This is a genomic window from Amycolatopsis sp. Hca4 (genome assembly GCF_013364075.1).
GTDB lineage: Bacteria > Actinomycetota > Actinomycetes > Mycobacteriales > Pseudonocardiaceae > Amycolatopsis.
This window is the reverse complement of record NZ_CP054925.1, coordinates 9535769-9552924: the sequence shown is the minus strand read 5'-3', so window position 1 is coordinate 9552924 and position 17156 is coordinate 9535769. Positions and strand designations below refer to the sequence as shown.

The 17156-nt window shown below is 73.2% G+C and carries 11 protein-coding genes; 3 read left to right on the top strand and 8 right to left on the bottom strand.

What is annotated here, in order from left to right; all coding sequences use genetic code 11:
• Positions 1-109: 109 nt before the first annotated feature.
• Positions 110-1057 carry a hypothetical protein gene (locus HUT10_RS43465; protein WP_176176537.1) on the top strand — a complete coding sequence of 316 codons (948 nt, stop codon included), beginning with the start codon at positions 110-112 and terminating at the stop codon, positions 1055-1057.
• 37 nt (positions 1058-1094) lie between these two features.
• Here HUT10_RS43465 and HUT10_RS43460 read toward each other — a convergent pair whose 3' ends face one another.
• From HUT10_RS43460 to HUT10_RS43450, 3 genes are read right to left on the bottom strand one after another with little or no spacing between them, the layout of a single operon-like run.
• Positions 1095-1826, bottom strand: a complete 732-nt coding sequence (locus tag HUT10_RS43460; RefSeq protein WP_176176536.1) for a metallophosphoesterase — start codon at positions 1824-1826, stop codon at positions 1095-1097.
• A complete protein-coding gene (locus HUT10_RS43455; RefSeq protein WP_176176535.1) occupies positions 1823-2632 on the bottom strand; it encodes a nucleotidyltransferase family protein in 810 nt (269 codons plus the stop codon). Before HUT10_RS43455 ends, HUT10_RS43460 begins: the two co-directional genes overlap by 4 nt.
• Positions 2633-2662: 30 nt before the next feature.
• The gene (locus HUT10_RS43450; RefSeq protein ID WP_176176534.1) at positions 2663-3043 is read right to left on the bottom strand and encodes an STAS domain-containing protein; all 381 of its coding nucleotides are present in this window, start codon (positions 3041-3043) and stop codon (positions 2663-2665) included.
• Positions 3044-3158: 115 nt separating this feature from the next.
• Between HUT10_RS43450 and HUT10_RS43445 the strand changes: the two genes are divergently transcribed.
• Both HUT10_RS43445 and HUT10_RS43440 read left to right on the top strand, forming a co-directional pair.
• Complete coding sequence (locus tag HUT10_RS43445; protein WP_176176533.1) at positions 3159-3623, top strand: SRPBCC family protein; 465 nt, start codon at positions 3159-3161, stop codon at positions 3621-3623.
• Between the two features lie 381 nt (positions 3624-4004).
• Positions 4005-4664, top strand: coding sequence for a lytic polysaccharide monooxygenase (locus HUT10_RS43440; protein ID WP_176176532.1), 660 nt, complete (start codon positions 4005-4007; stop codon positions 4662-4664).
• On the opposite strand, the gene HUT10_RS43435 is transcribed toward HUT10_RS43440, so the two are convergent.
• The 5 genes from HUT10_RS43435 to HUT10_RS51470 form a co-directional block, all read right to left on the bottom strand.
• Positions 4628-5425, bottom strand: coding sequence for a sugar phosphate isomerase/epimerase (locus HUT10_RS43435; protein WP_176176531.1), 798 nt, complete (start codon positions 5423-5425; stop codon positions 4628-4630). The genes HUT10_RS43440 and HUT10_RS43435 overlap by 37 nt on opposite strands.
• A 383-nt stretch (positions 5426-5808) precedes the next feature.
• Positions 5809-6627 carry a hypothetical protein gene (locus HUT10_RS43430; protein WP_176176530.1) on the bottom strand — a complete coding sequence of 273 codons (819 nt, stop codon included), beginning with the start codon at positions 6625-6627 and terminating at the stop codon, positions 5809-5811.
• 83 nt (positions 6628-6710) lie between these two features.
• Entirely contained in the window at positions 6711-7910 is a 1200-nt protein-coding gene (locus tag HUT10_RS43425) for a cytochrome P450 (RefSeq protein ID WP_176176529.1), read from the bottom strand.
• On the bottom strand, positions 7907-9160 hold the full coding sequence (locus tag HUT10_RS43420) for an MFS transporter (protein WP_176176528.1): 1254 nt from the start codon (positions 9158-9160) through the stop codon (positions 7907-7909). Before HUT10_RS43420 ends, HUT10_RS43425 begins: the two co-directional genes overlap by 4 nt.
• Positions 9157-17145 carry a non-ribosomal peptide synthetase gene (locus tag HUT10_RS51470; protein WP_254897519.1) on the bottom strand — a complete coding sequence of 2663 codons (7989 nt, stop codon included), beginning with the start codon at positions 17143-17145 and terminating at the stop codon, positions 9157-9159. The genes HUT10_RS43420 and HUT10_RS51470 overlap by 4 nt, the downstream gene beginning before the upstream one ends.
• Between the last annotated feature and the right edge of the window lie 11 nt (positions 17146-17156).

The window sequence follows — 17156 nt, the reverse complement described above, 5'->3', positions numbered from 1 at the left end:
TTCTCCCCGCGGCCGGCGAACGCCCGGTCCGCCGGCGGGTGCGGCCTCTACTGACGCAGTGACCGCTGCCGCAGCTCCCCGTTCGACGGACAACCTGGAAGATTGACCGATGACCACCGGAGGAACACAGCCAGCACGAATCGAAGCGCCGTGGAGCGCCCCGCAAAGCAAGAACAAGAAGCGCCATCGGTACTTCACTCGTTTCGATGCGGCAGAGATCTCACGCTGTTTGGATTACCTCGCACCCGGCGACGACAGAGAAACACGTAAACAAGACATATCCACCATGAAGAAGACCAGCAGGATGCTCGCCACGCTTGGCTTTTCTGCACTCCACTTCAGGTTTATCCCCGGAATTGCACTGACATTGTTCGGACTAGCCCCGATTATTAAAATCTTCTACACCGCCGGGCAGGACAATATTTCTTCTGATATTGCAAACTTTGTCACAGGACTTATTCTCTTGATCTTCGGCTCGACCCTGTTGGTAATCGGGATCGCGATGTTGACCGCAAGGTTGTCGCGGCTTAGATTCCACCGCCACGTTGCCCGAGCCCTCAAGGCAATCGAAAGAACCGCTCCAGGTTCGTCGACTTACTTCTCACTCAACTTCATCGGAAAAGCAGCGAGGCAACTCTTCCGCGCGACGCAACATCATCGGTGGACCTGGATCACACCGCCGGCAGCAGCCGATCGCGCACTGGCCATCTCGTACCAGCTGATCAACGTCAAGCTGAACCCCGAGTACACCCGCCAAGAGACGCACGAACTCTTGAATTCCTACGCGAGCTTCTTGTACTTCGCCTCGGCTCTCGAGGCAGCCAAGCGCACGGAGCTCATCCCGAAGCTTCGCCGCTTCTACGCAGACACCCACCTCCTCGCCTACCGAAGCGACCCCGAACTCGACTCCATCGCCCCTGAACGCGACGCTCTCTTCCTCGACCCCATGAGGAACCACAACCGGTGGGCCATCGCCAAGGACTACCTTCTGCCCCTTGCTTCCTGGCTGAGCTTCCTGATTTCCGCGACTGCGCTCACGTTGACCGTCACGAAATAGCGCAGCCGCGAAGAGGATCGCGGCGGCGGTGGCCCCGTCAGCGTCGCGCGGACAGCTCCGCCGGGTGCAGCTCGTACAGCGCGTAAGCATTCCGGATCACCGGCTGGGCCACGTTCCGCACCCGCACCCCGCCCGGTGTCACCCCCTGCTCGCACCCGAAGTGCGCGTGCCCGTGCACCGCGAGATCCGCCCCCACCTCGTCGATCGGCTCGCACAGCAGGTACGAACCCAGGAACGGGTGGATCTCGGGCGGCTCGCCGTGCAGCGTGCCGGGGATCGGGGCGTAGTGCGTCAACGCCACCACGACGTCCGTGTCGAGGTTTTGCAACGCTTTGCGCAGCGAATCCGCCGAGGCCATCGTCGTCTCGACGAAGTCCTTCATCTCGCGCTCGCCGAACCGGCTGGCGCACTTGCCGGCGAACCCGCCGCCGAAGCCCTTGACGCCCGCGACGCCCAGGGAGCCGTCCGGCAGGTCGAAGCGGACCGCGTCGCCCTCCAGGACCTCGACCCCCGTCTCGCGCAGGAGGTTGGCGATCATCTCGCCCGCGTCGCTGTGGTGGTCGTGGTTGCCGAGGACCGCGGCGATCGGCACGCCGAGCCCGGCCAGCTCCTCGGCCACCACGCGGGCTTCCTCGACCGTGCCGTGCCGGGTCAGGTCCCCGGCCAGCAGCAGGACGTCGGCGGTGCCCGCCAGGTGCTCCAGGGCCGGCCGGAGCAGGCCGCGGGAGTCCTCGCCCAGGTGCACGTCCCCGACCGCGGCGATCCTCATCGGCCGATCTCCTCCGCGCTCGCCGGTTCGCGGACGTCGGCGACCCGGACGTCGTTGTGCACCAGCTCTCCGGTCAGGTACTCGCCGACGACGGCATCCACCTCCGCCTTCCGCTCGGGGCAGACGACTTCGCCGGTCAGGTGGACGTGCTCGCCCCGCACGGTCACGTGCACGCCGAGCTCCGCGGTGCGGGGGTCTTCGGCCAGCGCCCGGCTCAGCCGGGCGACGAGGTACTGCGGTGGTTCGGGCACGAGAGCCTCCTTCGGATCGATCACGGCCAGGTCACCCAGCAGCGCCAGGAACGCCCGGGCGTAGGGGGACGCCGACACCTGCACGGCGACGTCGGTCCAGTCGACCTGCTCGCGCAGGTCGCGGGCGATCCGCAGCAGCGGCGCGAAGTCGCAGCGGTGCGCGCTGAGCACGAGCAGCTTGTCCACCAGCAGGTCGGTGCCGGAGACGACCGGCGCCGCGGTGGAGCCGATGCGCATCAGCGCCGCGCGGTCGAGCAGCTCGTCGGTCACCGGCCGCTGGTTGGGGCCGTGGATCAGGTCGATGAGGATTTCCCCGTCGTAGACCTTGGTCAGCCAGTCCTCCGGCGGGTGCACGCGGCGCAGGCCCGCGGCGGTGAGCACCTCCGCAGCCCGGTCCGCGTCGCCGGGCTTGAGAAACAGGTCGACGTCGTGGTCCGACGGCGGCCCGCCGCGGGCGTACGCGGCCAAGCCACCGGCGACGGCGAACCGGATGTCCGTGCCGTCGAGCGCGGTCACCACCCGGGTCAGGCTCTGCAGCAGCGCCTCCGCTTCCATGGCGGAGGACTACCCGCGACCGGGCAGGCCCTAACCGCCGCCGCCGGGCCGCTGCCGGATCCACGCGCGGGCGCCCTCGACGGTCGGGTGCAGGGCGAGCGCGCCGTCCATGCGGGTGAGCTGCAGGGACCGCACCACCGGGCGGCCGTCGGCGACCACCGCGAACGGCAGGTCCGCGGCCTCCGTCTCGTCGAGGAGTTCGGCGAGGACCTGCAGCCCGGCCGAGCCGCAGAAGGTGACCGCACCCAGGTCGACGATGAGCGCATCCGGCGCACCGGCCAGCGCGTCGCGGGCCCGGGTGCGCAGCTCCGCCGCGGTGCCGAGGTCCAGGTCACCGGCCGCCACGACCACGACGGCCTCGGGGACGGAGCGGACCCGCACCGTGAGTGCGGGCGTCCGGTCGTCGGTCACGGGGCTCCCCCTCTGTCGCTGCCGGGTCCGACTTTAGAGGTGTTGCATCGTTTTGTCATCGATTTGCCGGGTAACCGGAGAGCAGACCAGCCCTGAGCAGAGAGGACAGGCCGCGATGAGCACCGTCACCGAATCCGTCGACGTCGAGACCGACGTCACCACCGCCTACAACCAGTGGACGCAGTTCGAGTCGTTCCCGCACTTCATGGAGGGCGTCGACGAGATCCGGCAGCTCGACGACACCCACACCCACTGGAAGATCAGCGTCGGCGGGCAGACCCGCGAGTTCGACGCGACGATCACCGAGCAGCACCCGGACGAGCGAGTGGCCTGGAAGTCCGACTCCGGCCCGACGCACGCCGGTGTCGTGACGTTCCACCGCCTCGACGACCGGCACACCCGGGTCACCGCCCAGCTGGACATCGACCCGGAGGGCTTCGTCGAGAACGTCGCCGACAAGCTCGGCATACTCGACCGCCGCGTCAAGGGCGACCTGGGCCGGTTCAAGACCTTCATCGAGGAGCGCGGCGGCCGCGAAACCGGCGCCTGGCGCGGTGACGTCGCCCGCCCGGGCAGCTGACCCGGCCGCAAGGCCAGCCCGCGACCGCCCCCGCCGTCACCTGAACGGCGGGGGCGGTCGCATGCCGCGGTGAGACGAATCCTGTCGCTGCGAAACCGCTTCGTGGCCGGTCCGGTGAAGACTTTTCGGATGCACCCGGGCGGAGCAGCCGGCGGGCCGCGCGTGCACGGGACGTTTCCGGGGACGGGCCCGATCGGGCGGCCTCGGCGTCGGCGGTTTCCGCCGTTCAGTATTCGTTCAGTTCGCCTGCGTGCCGGAAAGTGTTGTCCCGCAACGGTTTCCGAAGATCGGAAGGTGGCCGGGCGCGGTTGCGGCCGCGTATGGTCGGGCCGGCACGAGCTGGGAGCGCTCCCCCATCCGGCCCCGACGAAGGAGGACAGCGTGGTTCCCCGACGCAAGACCCTGCTCTCCCTGGTGGTGACGGCGGTGACCGCCGTGCTGCTGGGCGGCGTGCTCACCGGCGTCGCCGACGCGCACGGCTCGGCCACCGACCCGCCGTCGCGCAACTACGGCTGCTGGAACCGCTGGGGCAGCGACTTCCAGAACCCCGCGATGGCGACGAAGGACCCGATGTGCTGGCAGGCGTGGCAGGCCGACCCGAACGCGATGTGGAACTGGAACGGGCTCTACCGCGAAGGCGTGAAGGGCAACCACCAGGGCGCGATCCCCGACGGGACGCTGTGCAGCGGCGGCCGCACGCAGGCGCCCCGGTACAACGCCCTGGACACGGTCGGCGCGTGGCAGACGGCCGACAAGGACAACCGGTTCACCCTGACCATCACCGACCAGGCCCGGCACGGCGCCGACTACCTGCGGGTGTACATCACCAAGCAGGGCTTCGACCCGGCGACCCAGCCCCTGACCTGGGGCAGCCTCGAGCTGGTCGCCCAGACGGGCCGCTACGCACCGGCCGGGCAGTACCAGGTCGCGGTGAACGCGGGCACCCGGACGGGGCGGCACGTCGTCTACACCATCTGGCAGGCGAGCCACCTCGACCAGTCGTACTACTTCTGCAGTGACGTGAACTTCTCCGGCCGCTGACCGTACCGCGCGAACCACGCGGCGGCGGCCCGCAGCGGGACGTCGACCGGCGGGAGCTCGGGGTACCAGGCTTTCTCCCATTCGAGTGACACCCAGCCGGACCACGAGCGCAACAGCTCACCGCACTCGTGGAGCGGGACGACGCCCTCCCCCGGCGGCACCGGCGTGGGTGTTCCGCGGCCGGCGACGTCCTTGACCTGGAAGTAGCCGAGGTAGGGGCCGAGCCGTTCGTTCGTGACGGCCGGTGGTTCGCCGGCTCGCCAGGGGTGCACCGCATCCCAGAGGACGGCGGCGAGTTCGGGTGCGCCGAACCCGGCGACGAGGTCCAGGGCGGCGGCGCCGGTGGGGTGCGAGTCGTGGGTTTCGACGAGCAGCCGGACACCGGCGCTTCGCAGGTCGTCGAGCACCGCGGCGATGCGGGGCCGGGCGTCCCCGTCGCCGCCGGGGAAGACGCGGATCTGCGGGGCGCCGATGCGGTGGGCGAGGTCGATCAGGGCCTTGAGCTCGTCGACGACGGGGCGGTCGTGGCCGGGAGAGGTGATTTTGGCGTAGCCGGCCAGGCACGAGACGGCGAGGTTTTCGCCGTCGAGGAGGGTCCGGACGGCTTTGGCAGCGGAGGCGGAGAGTCCCAAGTGGACTTCTTCGTCCGGGTGGACGCGGAGTTCGAGGCCGGTGCAGTGGTGGGATTTGGCGGTGCGGGCGGCTTCGCGGACGGGGAGGCCGGGCATGCCCAGCGTGCTCACGGCGAACTGCCAGCTCATCAACGGCCTCCCCTGGTTGCTCGGAGGCGATTGTAAGCGCTTTCTGGCGGCCTGTGCTGCACAATGCCATGGGCGCGGTGATCCGGGTGCCCTGGCCGGAACCGCGGTAGGCCACCCTCGCGCGAACGCCTGCCGGCCGGGCCTCGCGTCGCCCCCCTCGGCCGGGGAGAGACCAAGCCTGCGTGCACCCGTTCGAACCACGGGCAGGCCACCCGGGCGCGAACACCCGCCGGGCAAGCCTCACATCGCCACCCATCCGCCGGGAGAGGCCGCGTCCGCGATCACTTCCGGCGCGAACTCCCGCCGGGCGTCGCCCGTTCCGGCCGTGGGCAGGCCGGTACCCGCGCCCCGTGATCACCTCGGGGCGCGGGTACCGGTCCGGCTCAGTGGGACTTCTGCTGGCCGCGGCCCGCGGGCGCGCGGCCGTTCGCACCCTCGGCGGCCTTGGCCGCCTGCTGGGCCGGCTTCTCGGCCGGCGTCGGCTTGGCCGGAGCCGGCTTGGCCGCCGCCTGCGAAGCCGGAGCCGAGCCAGAAGCCGCGCCCGAGCCCGAGCCCGAAGCCGGGGCCGGAGCCGGGGCCGAGCCCGAAGCCGGCGTCGGAGCGGCAGCCGTCGTCGGAGCCGAAGCCGGGGTCGGCTTGGCCGCCGGCTTCTCCTCCGGCTGGGCCGAGGCGTCCTCGGCCAGCGGGTTCGGCCGCCGGATCTTGGTCACCGTCACGATCGCCGCCGCCAGGGCGCCCAGCGCCAGGAACCACGGCCAGCGAGCCCGCTTCGAACGCTCGCCGCGGGCCACGCTCTTGGCCTCCTGGAGCGCCACCGCCAGGTCGCGCTTGGCCGTCGCCACCGCCTTGCGGCGGCTGCGGCCCGACTCGCCCGCCGAACCCACCACCGTGGCCACCGCCTGGGCCGCCTTGCGGCCCGGGTCGCGCAGCTTCGCCGCGCGGGCGAGGACCTCGTCGCGGGCCGCGCCGGAGTGGGTCAGCACGTCACGGCGGGACGACCGGGTGCTCTTGTCGAAGTCCTTGCTCGCCGCCCGGCCGACCTTCGCGAGTTCGTCCTTGCCTTCGGCCAGCTTCCGGTCGGTGATTTCGACCGCCCGTGCGGCCGCGGCCGCACCCACCCGCGCGGCCTCCGCGGCGAGGTCCCGTACGCCGGCCGCCGCCGTCTTCACCGATCGCCCGACCGGGGCGTCGCCCTGGCTCATGTGATCACCTCTCACTCGTCGCAGCAGGCATCACCTGCTCACCTCACCTCCATGGGCTACCCAGCGAGAGCGCATCCGGAACATCAGGCCTGTGCCACGTCCAGCGCCAGGTGCCGGACGCTCACGATGACCGCCGGGTTCTGGAACTCCACCGGCACGTCCGGCGCGACCGCCAGGTCCCGGTACCGCGAGAAGAGCACCTCGAACGCGATCCGGCCCTCCAGGCGCGCCAGCGGCGCGCCGAAGCAGAAGTGGATCCCGTGGCCGAACGTCAGGTGCGGGTTGGGGCTCCGCCCCGGCTCGAACACGTCCGGCCGCTCGAACAACGCCGGGTCGCGGTTGGCCGAGGCCAGGTCCGCCATCACGATCGCGTTCTCCGGGATCCGGTGGCCGCCCAGCTCGACCTCCCGGGTCGTCCGGCGGCCCAGCTCGGGGAACGGCGGCAGTATCCGGAGCACCTCCTCCAGCGCCGCCGGCAGGCGCTCCGGCGCACTCCGCAGGGCCGCCGCCTCGGCCGGGTTCCGGTCGAACGTCAGCACGGCGTTCCCCAGCAACGCCGTCGTCGTGATGTGCCCGGCGATCAGCAGCAGCGCGACGAACCCGACGATCTCCTGGTCCTCGAGCCGCTCGCCGTTGAACTCCGCCTCCACCAGCCTGCTCGTCAGGCCCGGGCCGGGGTGGGCGCGGTGGTGGCGGATGTGGTCGAGGATGTAGGCGTTCATCTCGCGGATCGTCGGCGCGATCGCGTCCAGCGCGCGCTGGATGTCCGCCATGTCGGCCGATTCGCCCAGCTGGTCGCCGCTGAACAGGACCTGGGCCCAGCGAGTGAACAGCGGGCGGTCCGCCACCGGGACGCCGAGCAGCTCCGCGATCACGATGATCGGCAGCGGGTACGCCAGCGCGTCGACCACGTCGAAGCGGGACGTCCCGGCCACCTCGTCGAGCAGCTCGCCCGCGATGGCCCGGATCCGCGGCTCCAGGCCCGCCACCACCCGCGGGGTGAACGCCTGGCTGACCAGGGTGCGCAGCTTGCGGTGGTCCGGCGGGTCCATCCCGACGAAGTTGCCCTTGCGGAAGGTCTCGAAGTCCTCCTGGACCGGCGTGAGCCCGCTGAAGTCCGACGAGAACGCGGCCGGATCGGACAGCACCCGGGAGACGCCCGGGTGGTCGAGCACCCGCCACGTGCCCGCTTCCTCGTCGTGGTGCACCGGGCCGCTGCGGTCGCGCAGCTCGGCCGCACGCGCCAGCATGCCCTCGAAGGCGAACGATTCCTGGGTGGTCATGACGTCTTCTCCTCGGTGGTCGTCGGCTCGGGTGCGGGCATCAAGGTGTCGGCGCGGGGGAACCGGCGCAGCGTCGGGCTGATCGTGACTACCAGCGTCACCAGTGCGATCCCGGCCGCGCACAGCACGACGGCGCCGGTGCCGGGGAACGCCTGCACGACCAGGCCGCCGAAGGCGGGCCCGGTCGCCGCGGACACGCCGCCGATCACGCCCATCACGCTGGTCAGCCGGCCACGCAGGCGGTCGGGGGTGAGCAGCAGCTGGTAGGTCCCGATGGTCGTGTTGGCCGTCGGCGGCAGCAGGGCCATCGCGACGAACAGCGCGCCCAGCAGGTAGCCGTCGTGGATCACCGCCGCGAGCGGGGTGAGCAGCGTCAGCACCCAGAACACGCTCATGATCGACACGTACGGGCTCAGCCGCCGCTGCAGGTAGGGCGCGATCAGCGACCCCACCACGCCGCCGACGCCGAGCATCGCGGCCATCACGCCGATCTCGCCCGAGGTGACGCCGCGTTGCCGGGCCAGCACGATGATGACGATGTAGTACGCGCTGAAGAAGAAGTTCAGGCTCACCGCGCACGCCACCGTGACCCGCACGTGCCGCTCGCTCCACACCCAGCGCAGTCCCTCCGCCATCTCCCTGCCCAGGTGGCCGCCCTCGGCGGGCTCGGCCGTGCGGCGCGGTGCCCGGACGAAGGTCAGCGCGACCAGCGAAACCAGGTGGACGAGCACGTCGAAGGCGAACGGCACGGCCCGGCCGAGGCCGTAGAGGAACCCGCCGACCGCGGTGCCCGACAGCTGGCCGAGCGCGCCGCGCGCGGAGTTCATCGCCACCGCCGTCGGCAGCTGGGCCGGGGGCACGACGCCGGCCAGCAGCGCGCCCTCGGCCGGGCCGAACAGCGACCGGCAGCAGCCCATCACCGCCGCGACCGCGACGAGGTGGGGCACGCTGACGCGGTCCCACCAGATCGCCGCGACCAGGCTGCCCACCGCCACCGCGTACACCGCTTCGCAGCCGAGCAGGATCTTCTTGCGGTCCCACCGGTCCGCCAGCGCGCCCGCGGGCAGCCCGGCGACCAGCTGGGCCATCGCGTCCACGCCGAGGACCAGCCCGGACAGCGCGGGCGAGCCGGTCACCGCCAGCACCAGCAGCGGCAACGCGATCATCGACGCGCTGAACCCGGCCTCGGACAGCGCCTGGCTGCCCCACAGCAGCCGGTAGTCGCGGTTCCGGGACAGCCGCGCGGTCACCGCCGCTCCTTCCGGCGGGCCGGGGCCAGTACGGCGGCGGCGATGCGCCGCAACGCGGCCGCGAAGTCGCGCACCAGCGCCTCGGCGGTCTTCCGGTCGTGGCGGCCGGGCTGGTAGATGAGCGAGAACACCAGCTCGCCGTCCTGGACCGCGCCGACCAGGTCGAGCAGGTGCGGGTGGTGCTCGTCCGGGTCGTGGTCGCGGCCGAGCGAACCGCGGACGGCGGCGTAGAGCCCCTCGGCCGTCGACGCCCCGCCCGAGCCGTCCCACTGGCCGAGGTAGTTGAACGAGATCTGCGGGGTGGCCCCCGCGAGCCGCGCCCGGACGTCCGGGTCGCCGAGGTGGCGGAGGGCGCCGTAGCCGAACCCGTTGCCCGGCACGGCCCGCAGCTGCTTGCGGACGGACTTGACGAGCGCCCGCCAGTCCGGGTCCGCCCCCACACCGTCCGCTGTGGACAGTGCCACCGGGAACAGCGTGGTGAACCAGCCGACGGTCCGGGTGAGGTCGACGCCGTCGAGCACGTCCTCCCGGCCGTGGCCCTCCAGCGCGATCGCCGCGTCCGGGCGGCCGGTCCAGCGGGCCAGCGCCCAGGCCAGCGCGGTGAGCAGGACGTCGTTGACGCGCGTGCGGTAGGCCGCGGGTGCCGAGCGCAGCAGGGCGTCGGTGTCGCTCGCGTCGAGCACCACGGTGACCTCGGCCGTGCCGGTGGCGCCGCCGTCGTGGTCCACCGGCAGTGCGCCCGCCGCGGGCAGGCCGGTCCAGTACGCCAGTTCGTCGTCGAAGCCACCGGCGCGGACGTGCTCGCGCAGGCGGTGCGCCCAGTCCCGGAACGACGTCGTCCGCGGGCCGAGGTCGACCGGGAGGTCCCGGGCGGCCTGGCGGTAGGCGGTGTCGAGGTCGTCGAGCAGGATGCGCCAGGAAACGGCGTCGACCACGACGTGGTGCGCGGCGAGGAACAGCCGCGGCCGCCAGCCCGGATCGGCCGTCACCAGGACCGCCGCGAGCAGCGGGCCCCGGGTGAGGTCGAACCCGGCGTGGACCGTGTCGGCGATCCGCTCCAGCGCGGCCGTCCGGTCGGGCTCGGGCACGGCGGTGAGGTCTTCGTGCCGCGGCTGCGGCACCGGCTCGACGTCGGCGTTGTGCTGCTGCCAGCCCTCTTCGGTCCGTTCGAACCGCATCCGCAGGGCGTCGTGGTGGGTCCACACCGCGGCCAGCGCCGTGCGCAGCGCCCCGGCGTCGAAGCCGTCGGCCAGCTCGACCAGCATCGACTGGTTGAAGTGGTGCGGGTTGACGGTGTGGGTGGCGAAGAACCAGTCCTGGATCGGGGTCAGCGGCACCGGCCCGACCACCGGGCCGTCCGGCTCGGCGGTTTCGGCCACCGCGCCGGCTTCCGGTGCCAGCGCGGCGACCGTCTGGTGCAGGAAGATGTCCTTCGTGGACAGCTGGAGCCCGGCCTGCCGGGCCCGGGACACGACCTGCATGCTGAGGATGGAGTCGCCGCCCAGCTCGAAGAAGTTGTCGGCGGTGCCGACCCGGTCCAGGCCGAGGACCTGGGCCCAGATGTCGCAGAGCACGCGCTCGGCCGGGGTCGACGGCTCGACGTGCCGGGCGGCGGGTTCGGTCGCGGCGGCCACCACGGGCAGCGCGCGGCGGTCGACCTTGCCGCTCGGGCCGATCGGCAGGGCGGCCAGCTCCTGCAGGGCCGAGGGCACCAGGTGGGCGGGCAGGGAGCGGGCGAGGAATTCACGCAGCTCGCCGGCGCCGACCGGGTCCGTCCCGGGTTCGGTGACGTAGCAGGCGACCAGGCGTTTGTGGCCGGAGCCGTCCTGCTGGACCGCGGCCACCGCGGCGGCCACGCCGGGGTGGCGGGTCAGTGCCGCCTCGACTTCGCCGAGTTCGATGCGGAAGCCGCGGACCTTGACCTGGTCGTCGGCCCGGCCGGTGAATTCGAGCTGCCCGGCGGCGGTCCACCGGACGACGTCGCCGGTGCGGTACATCCGCTCCCCCGGCGCACCGAACGGGTTGGCGGTGAACCGGTCGGCGGTCAGGCCGGGCCGGTCGAGGTAGCCGCGGGCCAGGCTCGGCCCGGCGACGTACAGCTCGCCCGCCACCCCGATCGGCACGGGCTGGAGCGCGGCGTCGAGCACGTAGCCGCGGGTGTTCGGGATGGGACGGCCGATCGGCGGTGGCGTGCCCGGTGCGAGGGGGTCGCTCCAGGTCGCGACGATCGTCGATTCGGTGGGGCCGTAGGCGTTGATCATCCGCCGTCCGGGGGCCCACCGGTCGACGAGCTCGGGCGGGCAGGCGTCCCCGCCGACGACCAGCGTGCGCAGGTCCGGCAGGTCGGTGGCCGGCACGGTGGCGAGCGCCGCGGGCGGGATCAGGGTGTGGGTGATCCGGTGGCCGGCCAGGAACTCGGCCAGGGGTTCGCCGAGCAGCGGTTCCGGCGGGACGACGACGAGTGCGGCCCCCGAAGGCAGGGCCAGGCAGAGTTCGAGGATGGAGGCGTCGAAGCTCGGCGAGGAGTAGGCCAGGACGCGGTCGCCTTCGGTGACCTGCAGGTGCTCGGCTTCGGCCGCGGCGAAGGAGGCCAGCCCGGCGTGGGTGACGACCACGCCCTTGGGGCGGCCGGTGGAGCCGGAGGTGTAGATGACGTAGGCGGGGTGCTCCGGCCGCACGGCGACCGGTGAGGCGGCCTCGCCTTCGAACAACCGCGGGTCGTCCAGCGTGAGCACTTCCACGCCGTCCGGCACCGGCGGGGCCAGGCCCTCCAGCGTGAGGACCAGTGCCGGCCGGGCGTCCGACAGCATGAACGTGATGCGCTCGATCGGGTAGGTCGGGTCGACCGGGACGAACGCCCCGCCGGCCCGCCACACCGCCAGCTGCGCCACCACGAGCTCCACCGAGCGCGGCAGCGCCAGCGCCACGATCCGCTCCGGGCCGATGCCTCGCTCGGCGAGCAGCCGCGCCAGCCGGGCCGCGCGGGCCTCCAGCTCGGCGTAGGTGAGCGTCTCGCCCGCGATCACCGCCGGCGCGTCCGGTGTCCGCCGCGCGCGGGCCGACACCAGCTCCGGCAGGGTGCGCGGCTCGACCGCGACCGCCGTGTCGTTCCACGTTTCCACGACCTGCTCGCGTTCGGCCGCTCCGAGCAGGGGCAGCCGCGACACCGGACGGCCCGGGTCGTCCGCGACGCCCGCGAGCAGCACGCCCAGGTGGGCGGCCAGGCGGTCGATCGTGGCCGCGTCGAACAGGTCCGTGTTGTAGGTCAGCGCCGCCCGCAGCACGTCTCCGTCCGGCTGGAACTCCAGCGTGAGGTCGAAGTTCGCCGCCGTCGCGGTCTGGGCGATCTCCTCGGTTTCCAGGCCGGGGAGCCGGGTCGTCTCGCGGGGGCTGTTCTGCAGCACCACCATCACCTGGAACAACGGCGTCCGGCTCGGGTCGCGGCCGGGCTGGACGGCGTCGACCACCCGGTCGAACGGCAGGTCCTGGTGGTCGAACGCCGCGCGCACCCCGGCCGCGACCTCGTCCAGGAACGCCGTGAACGCCAGGTCCGGGCGGACCCGCGAGCGCAGCACCAGCGTGTTGACGAAGAACCCGACCAGCCCTTCGAGCTCCGGGCGCTCCCGGCCGGAGGTGACCGTGCCGACGGCGACGTCGTCCTGGCCCGCCCAGCGGCCCAGCAGCACCTGGCAGGCCGCGACGAGCGTGCTGAACAGGGTGGTCTCGCGCTGCCGGCTCACCTGCTCGAGCCGCGCGGTCACCGCCGCCGGGACGACGATCTCGCGGGTCGCGCCGCGGGTGGTGCGCACCGGCGGGCGGGGCCGGTCGGTGGGCAGCTCCAGCGGGGTGAGGTCGCGCAGGCGCTCGGTCCAGTACTCGGTCTGGCCGGCCAGGACCCGCTCGGCGAGGCGGCCGCGCTGACAGGCCGCGAAGTCCGCGTACTGCACCGGCAGCGGCGGCAGGTCCGCCGGTTCGCCGCGCAACGCCGCCGCGTAGCACGCGCCGACCTCTTCGGCGATCAGGCCGTTCGACCAGCCGTCGGTGACGATGTGGTGCACGGCCACGGTGAGCACGTGCTCCCGCGGGGCGAGCCGGATCAGCTTCGCCCGCAGCAGCGGCCCTTCGCTCAGGTCGAAAGGCTGCTCGCCGTCGGCGCGCAGGAGGTCGTCGAGCTCCTCCTCGCGGGCGTCGACGACCGGCAGCGGCACCGGTGACGGCGGGTGCACGAACTGGACGCCGTGGCCGTCGGCCGAGCCGAACGTCGTGCGCAGCGGCTCGTGCCGCTCGACCAGCGCGGTGAACGCCCCGGCCAGCGCGTCGACGTCCAGTTCGCCGCGCAGGCGCACGGCCGAGCTGGTGACGTACTCGGTGCCGCCCGGCTCGAACTCGTCGAGGAACCACAGCCGCTGCTGGGCGAAGGACTGCGGCAGCTCGCCGTCGCGCGGCACGGCCGGGATCGGGTCCCGGTCGGTGGCGCCGACGGTTTCGACCGCGGCGGCGAGCCGGGCGACCGTCGGGTGGGCGAAGACCGCCCGCGGCGACAGGGAGACACCGCATTCGGCCAGCAGCCGGGACACCAGGCGGATGCTGAGGATCGAATCGCCGCCCAATTCGAAGAAGTTGTCCTGGGCACCGACCCGCTCGACGCCGAGCAGCCGCGCCCAGATCCGGGCGACCGCGCGCTCGGTCGCCGTGGCCGGCTCGGCGTACGGCCGTTGCGAAGCGAGCGGGCCGTCCGGGGCGGGCAGCGCCCGGCGATCGACCTTCCCGTTGCGGTTCAACGGGAGCGCGGGCAGCACCAGCACCACGGCGGGCACCATGTACTCCGGCAGGGCCGCGGCCGCGTGCCCGCGCAGCTCGCCGGGGTCGGCGGGCCGCTCGAGGACGACGTGCGCGATCAGGCGCCGGGTGCCCGAGGGATCCCGGTGGACGCTCGCGACCGCCTGGGCGACCGCCGGGTGCGCGGCCAGCACGGCCTCGACCTCGGCGAGCTCGATCCGGAACCCGCGCAGCTTGACCTGGTCGTCGGACCGGCCGAGGAACACGAGCTCGCCGTCGGGTCCGCGCCGGACGACGTCACCGGTGCGGTACATCCGCTCCCCCGGCGCGCCGAACGGGGCGGGCACGAACCGCTCGGCGGTCAGGCCGGGTCGGCCGAGGTAGCCGCGCGCCAGTCCGGCGCCGGCCAGGCACAGCTCGCCGGGTGCCCCGGCGGGCAACGGGCGCAGCTCGGCGTCGAGCACGTACGCGCGCATGCCGTCCAGCGGTCGCCCGATCGGCACCGGTTCGGGCACGGCCTCCCCGGTCATCCGGTACGAAGTCGCGAAGGTGGTCGTCTCGGTGGGGCCGTAGCCGTCGACCACGACGAGACCGGGGCACGCGGCCTGGACCGCCCGCACCACGGCGGGCGGGACGACGTCGCCGCCGGTCCACACCTCGCGCAGGCCGCGCAGGCCGTCCGGGGCGTCCTGGGCGAGCAGCCGGAAGAGCCCGGCGGTCAGCCACGCGGCCGTCACCTCGTGGGTGGACACCGCGTGCCGCAACGCCTCCACGGTCAGGTCCGGCGTGCCGGGCAGCACCGTCGCGCCGCCGGTGAGCAGCGGAACCCACAGCTCGTAGGTGGAGGCGTCGAAGGCCAGCGGCGAGTGCGCGAGCACCCGGGCGTGGGCGCCGCCGGCGAACCGGCCGTCCTGGGCGAGCGCGGTGATGTCGCGGTGGCGCACGGCGACGCCCTTGGGCACGCCGGTGGAGCCGGAGGTGTACATGACGTAGGCCAGGTTCTCCGGGTCCACGACCGGGTCGGGCGCGGTGGCGGACCGTTGCTCGCCGACGGTCAGCACCGGTCCACTGTGGACGGCTTCGGCGGTCGCCACCCAGGTGTCGCCGGCCACCACGACCGACACGCCCGCTTCGGCGAGCACGGCACGCAGCCGCTCGTGCGGTGCCCGGGTGTCCAGCGGCACGTAGGCCGCACCGGCCTTGAGCACGGCGAGCTCGGCGACGACGTGGTCCACCGACGGTTCGAGCAGCAGCCCGATCCGGTCCTCGACGGCGACGCCGAGCCCGGCCAGCCGCCCGGCCAGGTGGTTCGCCCGCTCGTCGAGCCCGGCGTAGGTCAGCGTCCGGTCGCCGGCGAGCACGGCCGGGTCGTCCGGGTGCCGCCGCACCCGGTCGGCGAACAGCGCGGGCACCGTCGACGGCACGCCGGCGGCACCCGGGCCGTGGGCGTCGGCCAGCACGCGGGCGCGTTCGGCGGTGCCGGTCCACGGCACCCGGGCCAGCGGCCGGTCCGGGTCCGCGGTGACGGCGTCGAGCAGGTGGACCAGCCGGTCCGCCACGGCCGCCGTGGTGCCGGCGTCGAACAGCGCCGGGTCGTAGGCGAGGTCGAGCACGAGACCGTCGTCCAGGAACGCCCGCAGGCACAGCGGGAAGTTCGTGGCGTCGGCCGAGGAGACCTCGACGACCCGGGGCGCCCCCGCGGTGGCGGGCTCGCTGATCGGGTAGTTCTCGAACACCACCATGCTGTCGAACAGGTTCTGCCCGGCGGGGACGTCGCTGAGCGGGCGCAGCCGGGCCAGCGAGACGAAGTCGTGGTCGCGGGCCTCGCTCTGGGCCGCCTGCAGCCGCCCGAGCCACCGCGCGACCGGCTGGCCGCCGTCCACGCGGACGCGGGTGGGGACGGTGTTGATGAACAGCCCGATCATCGTCTCGACGCCGGGCAGGTCCGCCGGGCGGCCGGACACCGTGGTGCCGAAGACGACGTCCCGGTCGCCGGAGAGCACGGCCAGCAGCAGCGCCCAGCCGCCCTGCACCACGGTGTTGACGGTGAGGCCGTGGTTCCGGGCGAACTCGCGCAGCCGCAGCGTCGCGGCCGGCGGCAGCTCGAGCCGGACCGAATCGGTGGACCGGGACTGGTGGGCTTCGGACGGCGGGCGGTCGTAGGGCAACGCCGTCGGTGCGTCGAAGCCGGCCAGGGTGTCCCGCCAGAACCGGTCGGCAGCGGCCTGGTCGCGGCCGGCGAGCCAGCCGAGGTAGTCCCGGTACGGGCGCCGGGCGAGGAGCGCGGGCCGGACGCCCGCGGTCGCGGCGGCGTACTCCTCGCAGGCCTCGGCGAAGACCTGCGCCGAGCTCCAGCCGTCGAACAGGACGTGGTGCGAGGTCCAGATCAGGTCGACTTCGTCGCCGGGCCGGGCCGCGATCGTCAGGCGGGTCAGCGGCGCCCTGGTCAGGTCGAACGGGACGGCCCGGTCGGCCGCCAGTGCCTCCGCCAGCGCGGCTTCCCGCTCCGCGTGGCCGAGGTCGCGCCAGTCGTGGTGCACGACCGGCAGGGTGGCGGTGCGGGCCACCACCTGCACGGGTTCTTCGACACCGGTCCAGACGAGCCGCGTGCGCAGCACCGGCGTCCGGTCGACGACCCGCTGCCACGCCGCCGCGAGGGCGGCGGGGTCGGTGACCCCGGCGAGCCGGATCCGGACCTGCTCGAAGTAGGCCGGGGAGCCGGCGTCGACCAGGGTGTGGAACACCATCCCGGCCTGCAGCGGGGTGAGCGGGTAGATGTCCTCGACCGCACCGCCGTCGCCGACCAGCGTGTCCACTCCTGCCTGGTCGAGGCCGGCCAGCGGGAAGTCCGACGGCGTGCGGCCGCCGGCGCCCGGGGTGGCGCAGTGGGCGGCGATCTCGCGCAGCGCCGTCAGGACCTGCTCGGCGAGCCCGCGCACGGTGTCCTCGTGGTGCACGCCGGGCGCGTAGGTCCAGGCCAGTTCGAGCCGGCCGCCGTCGACGATGCCCACCACGTCGAGCAAGGCCGGGCGCGGCCGCTCGGGGTCGATGTCGGTGCCGAGGTCACCGCCGAAGCCGCGGTACAGCCCCTCGGCGTCACCGCCGGTGGTCCATTGCCCGTGGTAGTTCAGGGAGATCTGCGGCACCGGGTCGTCGTGCCGCCGCAGCGATCCGTAGCCGAGGCCCTTGCCGGGGACGGCCCGCAGCTGCTCCTTGA